The organism is Candidatus Leptofilum sp. (assembly GCF_965223525.1).
Classification (GTDB): Bacteria; Chloroflexota; Anaerolineae; order Promineifilales; family Promineifilaceae; genus Leptofilum.
Window position 1 is genome coordinate 1,014,453 of the sequence record NZ_CBDCWX010000004.1, and the last position, 11,511, is coordinate 1,025,963.

At 52.5% G+C, this 11,511-nt stretch carries 10 protein-coding genes; 3 read left to right on the forward strand and 7 right to left on the reverse strand.

The features are described from left to right. Positions 1 to 366 carry a hypothetical protein gene (locus ACOQPM_RS04475; RefSeq protein ID WP_420628030.1) on the forward strand — a complete coding sequence of 122 codons (366 nt, stop codon included), beginning with the start codon at positions 1 to 3 and terminating at the stop codon, positions 364 to 366. Between the two features lies 1 nt (position 367). Here ACOQPM_RS04475 and ACOQPM_RS04480 read toward each other — a convergent pair whose 3' ends face one another. From ACOQPM_RS04480 to ACOQPM_RS04505, 6 genes are all read right to left on the reverse strand, one after another. Then, the gene (locus tag ACOQPM_RS04480; protein ID WP_420628031.1) at positions 368 to 1,651 is read right to left on the reverse strand and encodes a DEAD/DEAH box helicase; all 1,284 of its coding nucleotides are present in this window, start codon (positions 1,649 to 1,651) and stop codon (positions 368 to 370) included. A 118-nt stretch (positions 1,652 to 1,769) separates the two neighbouring features. Further along, positions 1,770 to 2,363 (reverse strand): L-2-amino-thiazoline-4-carboxylic acid hydrolase, encoded by a 594-nt coding sequence (locus tag ACOQPM_RS04485; RefSeq protein ID WP_420628032.1) that lies wholly within the window; start codon positions 2,361 to 2,363, stop codon positions 1,770 to 1,772. Between the two features lie 89 nt (positions 2,364 to 2,452). Next, entirely contained in the window at positions 2,453 to 3,952 is a 1,500-nt protein-coding gene (locus tag ACOQPM_RS04490; protein WP_420628033.1) for a metal ABC transporter permease, read from the reverse strand. Then, the gene (locus ACOQPM_RS04495; protein WP_420628034.1) at positions 3,952 to 5,286 is read right to left on the reverse strand and encodes a metal ABC transporter permease; all 1,335 of its coding nucleotides are present in this window, start codon (positions 5,284 to 5,286) and stop codon (positions 3,952 to 3,954) included. Before ACOQPM_RS04495 ends, ACOQPM_RS04490 begins: the two co-directional genes overlap by 1 nt. Continuing rightward, the gene (locus ACOQPM_RS04500; RefSeq protein ID WP_420628035.1) at positions 5,283 to 6,077 is read right to left on the reverse strand and encodes a metal ABC transporter ATP-binding protein; all 795 of its coding nucleotides are present in this window, start codon (positions 6,075 to 6,077) and stop codon (positions 5,283 to 5,285) included. Before ACOQPM_RS04500 ends, ACOQPM_RS04495 begins: the two co-directional genes overlap by 4 nt. Before the next feature lie 90 nt (positions 6,078 to 6,167). Further along, positions 6,168 to 7,283: a metal ABC transporter solute-binding protein, Zn/Mn family gene (locus ACOQPM_RS04505; protein WP_420628036.1), complete on the reverse strand. Its 1,116-nt coding sequence runs from the start codon at positions 7,281 to 7,283 to the stop codon at positions 6,168 to 6,170. 129 nt (positions 7,284 to 7,412) lie between these two features. Between ACOQPM_RS04505 and ACOQPM_RS04510 the strand changes: the two genes are divergently transcribed. Beyond that, positions 7,413 to 8,174, forward strand: a complete 762-nt coding sequence (locus ACOQPM_RS04510; protein WP_420628037.1) for a MerR family transcriptional regulator — start codon at positions 7,413 to 7,415, stop codon at positions 8,172 to 8,174. A 126-nt stretch (positions 8,175 to 8,300) separates the two neighbouring features. Here ACOQPM_RS04510 and ACOQPM_RS04515 read toward each other — a convergent pair whose 3' ends face one another. Next, positions 8,301 to 9,134, reverse strand: coding sequence for an IS982 family transposase (locus tag ACOQPM_RS04515; RefSeq protein WP_420627656.1), 834 nt, complete (start codon positions 9,132 to 9,134; stop codon positions 8,301 to 8,303). A 157-nt stretch (positions 9,135 to 9,291) separates the two neighbouring features. Here ACOQPM_RS04515 and ACOQPM_RS04520 point away from each other — a divergent pair, with 157 nt between their 5' ends. Further along, on the forward strand, positions 9,292 to 11,457 hold the full coding sequence (locus ACOQPM_RS04520) for a heavy metal translocating P-type ATPase (RefSeq protein WP_420628038.1): 2,166 nt from the start codon (positions 9,292 to 9,294) through the stop codon (positions 11,455 to 11,457). The last annotated feature ends 54 nt before the right edge of the window (positions 11,458 to 11,511 follow it).

Sequence of the window (11,511 nt, forward strand, 5' to 3'; positions counted from 1 at the left end):
ATGCAGACAGACAAACTAACTCAGTTCAGTAAGTGGCTTTTTTGGTTAAATGCAGCCGTTTGGCTGGGATTTGCTATCTGGACAATGACAGGGTTCTTTAACAATGGGGCACGCGACGCTCTTACATTTCTGATTATCGGTATTTTGATGCTAGGGAATGCAGCAGTATTTCTCTGGTGTGGTTGGGCTGTACAAAAGCAAGCGAACTGGTATCGCTTTGCTGTACTAACGGTTCTGTTGGTAAATATCATATTGACAATCCCCGACCAATTTGGCTTCTTCGATTTTCTTATCCTACTGCTGGATTTTATCTTATTGGCTCTGGTACTCATCTTGTTCCGACAGTACGGCTTACACTGGCTATAGATTATCTTGTGCCACCTCGGTTCCGACGTTGGCCACCCCGTCGTCGCCTGGCCGAGCCGCGCTTCTCCCCTGAACGGCGTGAATAATTGCCGTGCGATTTGCCCCCGCTGGCCCGCTCAGGTTTTTTGTTTTGCGATGGCCGGACTGCTTTTTCTGGGTCGAAGTTACCGTAATCAAAATCTGGCCAGCGGCGTCGCGCCAGCCGCAGCTTCAAGGCTCGCTCAATATCTCGTACCATAGCCGCGTCATCATCAGTGGCAAAGGTGAAAGCATCTCCCTCTAAGGCCGCACGTCCGGTACGACCGATTCTGTGTGTGTAAGCATCTACCGTATCGGGCATGTCGAAGTTGATCACATGCGATATCTCCGCCACGTCTATGCCCCTGGCTGCAATATCCGTCGCCACCAAAATGTCATATTTGCCGTTGCGAAAACCGTCCATCGCCTTCTGCCGCCGATTTTGGGACATATTGCCCTGCAACGCTTCTGCCTTGAACCCCTTTTTTGCCAAATCACGCGCCAAAAATCGGGCGCGTCGCTTGGTGCGCGTAAATACCAGCACCCGCCCGGTTGCCATCCCGTCCAGCATGGTAAACAGCAGCTTTTTCTTCATCCCTTGGGGCACTGGGTACAGGGCATGGGAAACCGTTTTGGCAGGCGCAATCATGCCAATTTGCACGGTGATGGGATCGTTCAAAATGTCGTCGGCGAGTTCCCGAATATCGTCGGGCATGGTGGCCGAGAAAAAGAGGGTTTGCTGCCGCTGTGGCACTAGCTTGAGAATGCGACGAATGTCTGGCAAGAAGCCCATGTCGCACATGCGGTCTGCCTCATCCAAAACCAGCACTTCGACTTTGGAGAGATCGATCAATTTGTCGCCGGCCAAATCGAGCAGGCGACCAGGGCAGGCAACCACAATTTCTACGCCGCGTTGCAGGGCATCAATTTGTGCTTTTTTGCCAACACCCCCATACACAGTGGCACTGCGGACTTTGGTGAATTTGCCTAGATCAACGGCTGTTTGGTGAATCTGTTCAGCCAATTCGCGGGTCGGCGCCACAATCAGGGCGCGTACCTGGCGCAGCGGGCCACGGGTGAGGCGTTGGAGGATGGGCAGCATGAATGCGGCCGTTTTCCCTGTACCCGTTTGTGCCAAACCAAGCAGATCAGATTCGGCCAAAACATGAGGAATGGCTTGCTGTTGAATGGGTGTAGGCTCGGTAAAGCCCATCTCTTTAATGCCTGCTTCCAGGCGGGGATCAAGCGAAAATTGGGTAAAGCTCACTGAAATGCTCCTTGACGGTTAGAGCCAAGTCACATTCTCAGCCCGATGGTCATCTTGCCTGTAGCGTATCACAGGCACAATATGCCAGTATATGCTGTTTGGGTGCAGAAGGCCAAGTTTATTTCTTGAAGCGAAAATCGCAGTGGGTTTGGCCGTTGGCAATGGTTCCTGTGCGGATTAGCTCGATGCCAATGGCAGGGAAGAGCAAATTATCAATTTCGCACATATAGGGCGCAAACTCCTCGGCACCTTGCTGACGAAAGAATTTGACAATGCCACATTCGATGTAGTTAACGCCCCAATCGTAGGTACGGCCGTCTCCCGCCACCACCTCTGTTACAAAATCACCTGCATAACGACGCTCTTGCGATACGGCCGCTTTTTTTGCCGCTCGTTTGCGATTCCAAACTGACATATAAAAACGGCCAATTAACCGCCGCGCCAACCGGGGAAACTGCTCTGTCCAGGCTCGCCCCATTCTTTGCGCCAGCGAGCCAATCTCTTCTGTTGAATAGCCATGTCGCTTAAGAACGTAATAGATGGCTAACAACGTTGTCATCTGCTCCATCGTGTCGGTGAGCGCATTGTTTTTGCTGCCAATGTAGGGAATTTCGGGGATGAGCCGTTCAAGTTCGGCATCAATTTCACTAATAACTACTGCTGCCTCTTCATTGAACATTTCAGCGAAAAACGGCCGTGCAATTTTTAGCATATTGCGATGCTGTTTAACCAACCGCGCTTTTTCCCTAGGCTTCTCGTACAAAGACATTGTTTATGCTTCCGGAATCGCCAGATCGAATTTCAGGGTATAGTCGTTTCCCTGGCCAACTTTGTTTCGCGGAACGTTCTAACTTGATTCCTACCCTTGGCCGTCAGATAAACCTTATCTGCTTTGACATGAACAAAGTTACGCGTCTGCAAGTGGCTCAGAATGCGTTTAGTTTTGCCGGGCGACCAGCGAAAGTGGCGGTACAAAGTAGAGATAGTTAATTCTTCGGTTTCAACGGCCGTTCCCGTGTGGTTGTGAATATGACCAAGAACAACCTGATTATCAAAGCTGCGCCGCTGGTGACTGCGCCGAATCAAAGTGGAGACCAGGCCATATTTAGGCGAAAACACCCAGGCCGCCAGGAAAAAGAAGAAAATCATCAACACCATCGAGGCCGAAATGGATGAATCCCAGCGTTCCAACAAACCCAGGTTAAACAAACGATTTAAGGCTGCCAGCAGATCATCCACTTGCAATACGCCCAAGATAGTACCGCGTGCCAGATCGTAGCCAAAATAAGCCCCCGCCGCGCCGATAGCGGAGCTGTACAGCAGCATCCGCGCCAAATTATCGGTGAGCAAATAAGCGGCCGCCGGGGGAATAATGAAAAAGGCAATCACTAAAATTGACCCGACCGCATCAAAAGCACCCACTGCAACCAGGCTCACAACCACCATCAAGGCATAATTCAACAACGTCGGCCGAAAGCCCAACGCTGCCGCTAGCGCTGAATCAAAGGTTGAGAGCTTCAACTCTTTATAAAAAAGAACCACAAACAAAATCGTTAAGAAGGTGATAAGCGCCATAACGGTGATCGATTTAGGCCAGAAGATAAGCACCGGCTCATTTTCTAATAACCCGGCCTGCCAGGCTTGTGCTGGACTGTAGCTGCCACAGTTGGCGCAAATTTCGGTAAACTCTGCCCTTTCATCACGCGGGCTAATGGCTAGATCGCGGCAGTTGGTGCATTGTCGGGCAATCTCAGCGCGAGGATCATCTTGAGTGATGATAACTGTCTCGCAATTCTCCAGGCAGTGGCTGTTTGTGTTTGCCCAGGCAACGCCGATTTCGCCCACCATGACGGCATCTTCATCCAAATGGACATCATCCACAACGCGGGAAATTAAAATCACGGCCACGGCAAACAGCAGGGGAAAGGCCAAACCCAAGGCGGCATCTTGCTTCACTAATCCAGAACGGTAAATGGCTTCGGTTAAAACGACGGTGATCACGCCTGCCGCTGCTGCGCCAATAATCAACCAGGGCGACGATAAATCAGGCTCCCGCTGGAACAGCGAAGTTAAAACCAAAAAAGCCACCACAATGCCCAGCAGTACGGTGTGGCTAATGGCGTCGCTGGTGAGCGACATGCCGCGCAGCAGCAAGAAAGTGCCCAACAATGCGCCAGATATGGCAATGAGGCTGCCAATAATGGTGGCTGTATTTTGTGGGTCGCGTAGAAAACTGTTTATTTCCTCCCGCGAAAAAAAGTTTAATAGCAAGGTGATAAAAAGTTGTTCTAGCTGAACCATTAGGTGATGCCCTCCCCTAGCTTTTGCTCTAGCTGGGCAACGGCTGCTGCAGGCAAAAGTTCCCGGATATTTCGCTGGCGGTCTTCAGCAATCAACGGCAAATTCAGCTCATCGCTATATTGACGGTAAATGTCCCACAACAAGGCATTTTGCGCGGTTTGGGAAGCAACCTCTGTCCCGTGGGGCGTTAGCTGCCATTTGTCGCCCATGTTTTGCACATAACCCTGGCTTTGCAATTGATCCAGCCCCGCTTTAGCCACTGTGCCACTAACGCCTAAGAGGAACTCTTCAGGAACGGCCGTTTCCAGAGAACCATGATCATAGGCATAATGAAACAGATCGTTTAGCACCGTTTGAGCGGCAAAACGTCTGCGGTCGCCGCGCTGACGCAGCAATGTCCAGGCCAGACCACGCCCGGGCGCAAAGGCAATGGAAAGCACCACCAACAAAAAGGCAACGACGATAATCATCGGCCCCGTGGGTATATCGGTATCAACTGCGCTAAGAATCGCCCCTGTACCGCCCGCAAATGCGCCAAAAACGGCCGCTAAAATCACCATTTGCGTTAGCTTATTTGTCCACTGGCGGGCTGCGATCCCGGGTGCAATCAACATGCCTACCATCAAAATGACCCCCGCTAATTGCAAGCCTAGCACAATGGCTATGACAATTAACGTAGAGAGCAAAATGTTGAACAGATTCACCCTAAACCCATTGGCACCAGCAAACTCAACATCAAAGGTGACCAGTTTGAACTCCTTCCAAAACAGCCCCAGCACCACAAAGGAAGCTGCTCCCACCACGGCAATCAGCCGCACATCCCGTTCAATAATGGCAGCCGCCTGCCCAAAAATAAAGGTGTCTAAACCCGCCTGGCTGGCGTCTGGCCTGGCCTGGATGTAGGCCAGCAGCGCAATACCGGCGGCAAACCAGGCTGCCAGCACCACACCCATCGCCGTATCTTGCTTGATGCGGGTGGTTTTGGTGACAGACTGAATAAATTGCACGCCCAACCAACTGGCAATGCCCGCCCCAATCAACAAAAAACCTAGCTCCCGCCCAGCCACTAAAAAGGCGATCGCCACGCCCGGCAGCGCTGCATGAGAAAGCGCGTCGCCCATCAGGCTTTGCTGGCGCAAGACAGCAAAACAGCCAAGCACTCCGCTGACAATCCCCAACAAAGCACCGCCTAAAGCAACCGTTCGTAAGGTGTAATCGTAATTCACTTGCAGAACGAGTTGGCTAAAAGGCAAAAACAGCAGCGCCAGAATCGTAATCGCGCCAATCAGCAGCCAGACCCGCCGGTCTTCTACGGAAAGATGACGACTCATCATTCACCCTCCAGCAGCAGTTCGGCCTTGTCTTCGTGCAAATAAGAGACCCGACCGCCGTAGGTTTGCCGCAGCTTTTCGGCCGTAAAGGTGGTGCCCACCGGGCCGCTGGCAACCACTTCCACATTCAGCAGCGTCACCCAGTCGAAATATTCTTCAACCGTTTGCAAATCGTGATGCACCACCAGGACGGTTTTGCCTCGCGCCCGCAGTTCGCGCATGATGGCGATGATGGCGCGTTCGGTGACGGCATCAACGGCCGCAAATGGCTCATCCATAAAGTAAATTTGGGCATCTTGCACCAATGCCCTTGCCAAAAAAGTGCGCTGCTGCTGTCCGCCAGAAAGCTGGCTGATTTGCCGATTGGCAAAATCTTGCAGGCCAACCTGTTCCAAGGCGTGCATGGCCAGCTCATGTTCACGACGGCCGGGTCGCCGGAACCAACCCAATTTGCCATAGAGCCCCATCGTCACGACATCAATCACCGACGTGGGAAAGTCCCAATCGACGGTGCCCCGCTGCGGCACGTACCCGACAAAAGAGCGGGCTTTTTCATAAGGCAGCCCGTAAAACCGTACCGTACCGGCAGCGCGGGGAATCAATTTGAGCGCTGCTTTGATAAGGGTGCTTTTGCCGGCACCATTTGGCCCTACGATGGCCATGAGCACCCCTTCCGGCACTTCCAGGTCAACGTCCCAAATGGCAGGCTTGCTATTGTAGGCTACGGTGAGATCGTCAATTACCAGGGCGGTTGTGGTGGTACTGTCTGGTTGTTGTGCTTCGTTTTGGGTCATAACGGCCGTTCCTTAATATTTGTGCAGTAATTGGGTAATCAGTAATTGGGTAATTGACTGCTTTAATTACTCAATTACTCAGTTACCTCGTTACCCCGTACTACAGTCTACATTTAATAATTCATCAGGCGGTGTCGGCGTTAAGCTTTCTGGCCAGTCTGGAATGGTCACCTCAGCCCCTTCACATTGGTAGGATTGCAAAATCGTGTAAACATTTTCGGCAATCATGCCGATGTAGGTGCCGCCAAAGGTACCCGGCTCCCCCATCGCGTCAGAATACATCTCTCGGACGCCAATACGCACCGTTTCATCTTCTGCTTTAACCGCTTCAATCACTGCCTCAATGGTGTCTGGCGGAATGCTGCTTTCTACAAAAACGACGGGAATCTCATTCTCAATAATAAAGTCAACAACGCCCTGAATATCGCCCACGCCAGCTTCATCTTCCGTACTCAACCCCTGAATGGCGGCCATGCGCCAGCCAAAGGCGGCGCCAAAATATTGAAAGGCATCGTGCGAGGTCACCAGGTAACGCTGCCCGCCAGCCACAGATTTCATCCCCGTGTCTGCCCATTCATACAGGATGGCTAACTGTTCTGTGTATGCTTCGGCGTTTGCCGCATAGGTGGCTGCATTGTCGGGATCAATCTCGGCCAGCTCATCCGCAAGATCAGTAACGGTCAACTCCCAATTGCGCGGATCGAACCAGTAATGAGGGTCGTCTACATTCACCAGCTCCTCCGACAAATCAAAGCCACCAATGGTAAATCCCCCATTTTTAACGGGATCGCTCATGGCATAAATGAATACGCCCTGCTGACCAAGCGCCTCGAAAACGGCGTCAAATTGGCCTTCCAGATGGAGTCCGCTGTAGACAACCATGTCTGCTTCGTTCATGGCCGCAATGTCGGACTCTGTGGGCTGGTAAAGATGGGGATCAACACCGGCGCCCATCAGGCCAATTATTTCAACACCGTCTACACCTGCGGTTAGAATTTGGGCTATGTCCATTGCCTGAGTAGTGGTTGCCACGATGCGAAACGCGCCATCTTCCCTAACACCGGCCCCGGCATCGGGCAAATTTTCGGCCGTTTCGTTTGCCACTTCTGGCTCATTTTGGGGCGGCTCTTCTGCGCCGCTGCAAGCAGCCCCCACCAGCAAAATAGTGAGCAGTGTGAGGAAGCGAAACAAATTACGATAATACATATTTATTGTATCCTCCAGTTATATATAAATCGCAATTATAATGCTTTTTAGCTCTCTGTCAATAAATATTTAGATATATCTAAAATCAACATTCATGTCTGTGGAGTGTGATCGTGTTATCATCCTCTTATGCCCAAAAATTCAATGCTCACGATTGGTCAGCTTGCCAACCTGACACAAACGCGCCCGTCCGCCCTGCGCTACTATGAAAAAGAGGGTCTGTTGCAGCCAAACGGCCGTTCCCCCGCAGGCTACCGACTATACAAACCAGAAACGGCCGAACGCCTCCACCTCATCCAGCGCGCCCAGAGGCTAGGTTTTTCGCTCGCAGACATTCGCACCCTGCTAGCAGGCTGGGACGAGGGCAAGATTGACAGCCAAACGCTAAGCCAGCTAGCGGAGAATCGGTTTATTGCCCTGGAAAAGCAGCTCACCGAACTATTGGTGTTGCGACACGAACTCGATCTTTTTTTGCAAGATGTGCAATCGCGGCACAGCGCCTTGCCACAAGATGAAATTAGTGCGCTCCTGGCGCGGCTCTGCGCCCACCCAGCGGCGCAAACCCCACCCAGCACCCTGCTGGATTGGCTAGGGCATTATGGCGGCTGTGTGTTGAATACGGCCGTTGGTCATCAGCTACTCAACACTCTGCGCGGCCAGCACGTCCACATTTGGCAAGAGGGTGACGCCTACCACATTCTCGTTGTCAGCAGCGACCCAGCCATTGGCGATGCCCTGCGTCAGCTCACCCAGCTAGAAGCCAGCTGCGACCTGCATACCAACGCCGCTCCCCGGTTTTTCCACAACGACGAAGGCTACCTCCTCATCGCCACAGGCGACAGCGCCTTCATTTTGGCACGCCTCTTCCTCGCCCTGGAAAGTGAACGGTAATCAGTAATCGGTAAACCGATTACCGTTTCGGGTCACCGATTACCAAACCCCCTCTTGACCTTCAACCCGACTTTAAGGTGTAACATAATGGTGGCTGGTGGTTAGTAGCTGGTAATTAGTATTAACTCAAGTTGCTACCTTAAAAATATGGCTGACACTCTCAGCCAGAACAAATAATGCGATTTTCAGCTCAAAGCCTGCGGCTGTGACTGCATGAATGCTCCTCGGCATCCTGCGTGCAATGGATGACCCTGTCGTCTCCACAATCTTGCGATGCAGTTTTATCCAATAAGCGCGCCACGGTGGATACGGCCGTTTGCTGTTTTTCTTGCGTACAGGACATAGTTTCACCTGTCTTGTCTCATTGATTAAGTCTTCCATGGTGTAATCATTGTAGATTTTGTCCGCATAGATTTCTGAACCCGTCGGTAGGTCAAACTGAAAGGAGCGCAGGTGAGTCACATCGCTTTCAGAACCCGGTGTTAGGAAGAACTCAACTGGTTGACCCTGACTGGTGACCATCAAATGTAGTTTGAGTCCATAGAAGTAGCGGCGTTTGCTCGCAATCTTGCCGCGATACTTCTCTTCTCGATAGAGACGACAGCGGCGAATGCGCCAATTGTCACACACCACAATAGGAAAGGTATCGATCACGTAAATCGAATCGCTACTGACCCCTTTCCAGTGGGCGCCCAACATCTCGATAAAGGTCACGATGTAATGGCTCACTCGATGCAGACGACGTGAATACCGACTTTTGCTCAACATGGTTGGTATGTAGCCGCCTTGATGCAAGAAGGCACGGGCAAGTTCATAATTGCCGCTAAAAAACAGAGCAGCCACGATTGCTGTGGTGATGACCTCGGAATCGTTCATGCGGCATTGACTGTTTTCATGATGACCTAAACCAAGCAAAAGGTCGTTAACCAGCGTGTAAATCGCTACAATTTGTTCGTCCATGATTGTCCTCGTAAAAATGGTTTGGTGGTTCAAACCCACTTTACTTGGCTTTCATGGACTTCACCATTTTTGACTGTTAAGGTAGCAACTTAGGTTAGTATTAGCAACAAATAACTAACCACTAGCAATCAGCCACTATTAAAAGGAGTCAACCTCAATGAGCAACCAACAAACATACCGCGTCACGGGTATGGATTGCGCTAGCTGCGCCCAAACGGTGGAAAATGGTGTCGCCAAGCTGGCTGGTGTAGAAAGCTGCCAGTTAAACTTCACAACTGAAACTTTGCGCGTGGTGGGTACGGCCGTTCCCCAACAAATCATTGGCCGCATTCAAGAGCTAGGCTACGATGTGGCTGCCCCGGAAACTAGGTCAGAAACGGCCGTTCCGCTCAACTTTTGGCAATTTATGCGCCAGCGGCAAGAAACAACGCTGGCACTGGTGGGCGCCTTGCTCATTTTGCCCGGCCTGCTTTTTAATGAACTGCTGCCCATGCTTGGCTGGGAGCATCCCCTGCTCAACGTCACCTCGGTGGCGGCGCTGGTGCTGGCAGGTGTGCCCATCGCCCGCAGCGGCTGGCGTTCCTTACGCATCAACCACGAACTCACCATCAACGCCCTGATGACCATCGCTGCCGTTGGTGCACTGTTCATTGGCGCCTACACCGAAGCAGGGTTGGTGATGGTGTTGTTTGCCATTGGCGAGGCACTGGAAGGGTTTACGGCCGTACGCGCCCGCAACAGCATACGCAGTCTAATGAGCGTTACGCCCCAAATCGCTACCGTGTTGCGTGACGAAAATGAGCCACAGCGAGTGCCAGTGGCTGAATTAAAGCTAGGTGAAACGGTAGTGGTGAAACCCGGAGAACGTGTGCCGGTAGACGGCCGTATCCTCAGCGGCAACTCCACAATGAACCAGGCCACGATCACTGGCGAGAGTGCCCCAGTTGCCGTGCACCAGGGAGACAATATATTCGCCAGCAGCATCAACGGTGCGGGCGCGCTGCACCTGGAAGTAACCCATCTGGCCGAAGACAGCACCATCAGCCGCCTCATCCGTCTGGTCGAGGAAGCGCAAGAACGCCGTGCCCCTGCCCAGCGGTTCATTGATCGCTTTGCCCGCGTTTACACGCCCGCTGTCGTTATCCTTGCACTGCTGGTGGCAATTTTGCCGCCGCTCATTTGGCAGCAGCCGTTTATTGATGCTGCCACACCCACCAATGGCTGGCTCTACCGCGCCCTGGCGTTGCTGGTAGTTGCCTGCCCCTGCGCCCTAGTCATTAGCATCCCTGTGAGTTTGGTGAGTGCCTTAAGCAACGCTGCCAAAAATGGCGTGCTTATCAAAGGCGGTGCGTATTTGGAAGCGCTCAGCCAGGTCAAATTGGTGGCCTTTGATAAAACAGGGACGCTCACGCAGGGCAAACCAGCTATCACCCACTTTCAATCAATCAACTGTGAAGGCAACGGCTGCCCACCATGTATTGATTTGCTTGGCTTAACCCACGCCGTTGAGCAATCTAGCGAGCATCCGCTGGCACAAGCAGTGGCGCAAGCTGCTGGGTCGCATCAGGTACAAAACTTGTACCCGCCTGCTAAAAATGTGCAGGCGCAGATTGGCGCAGGCATCTCTGGCACGGTGGCAGGGCAGCAGGTGATGATTGGCAACCATCGCGCCTTCGGTACGCTGCCCCACGATGCCCACTGCGCCGACATCTCCGCTGCCGAAGCCGATGGCTTGACGGCTATGTTGGTCACGGTCAATGATCACTATTTGGGCTATCTGACGGTGGCTGATCAGGTACGAGAGGAGGCAGCTACGGCCGTTGCCCACCTGCACAATCTCAACATCCAAACCGCCATGCTTACGGGAGACAATGAAGCAACAGCCCAAAATATTGCCGGGCAAACGGGCATCCAGCGCGTATTTGCCAGCCTGCTGCCCGAAGAAAAGGTGGAGAAAATTGAACAGTTGCGGGGGGAATACGGCCGTGTGGCCATGCTGGGCGACGGAATCAATGACGCCCCAGCCCTGGCCTCCGCTACAGTAGGCATTGCCATGGGCGCAGCAGGCACCGACCAAGCAATGGAAACGGCCGACATTGCCCTAATGCACGACGATTTGAACAAGCTCCCCTACGCCATTCACCTCAGCCGGGCAGCGATGGCCACCGTGCGTACCAACATCGCCCTCAGCTTAGGGCTAAAGGCTGCCTTTTTGGTTGCCGTTTTGTTTGGCTTCGGCACAATGTGGCTGGCGGTTCTGGCCGACATGGGTGCATCCTTGCTGGTAACGCTCAACGGCGTTCGACTAGCTCACTTTGAGTAAAAGAACCATTAATCATCATGCCCTAAAAAGAAAATCATTAACCCACGCATCTAG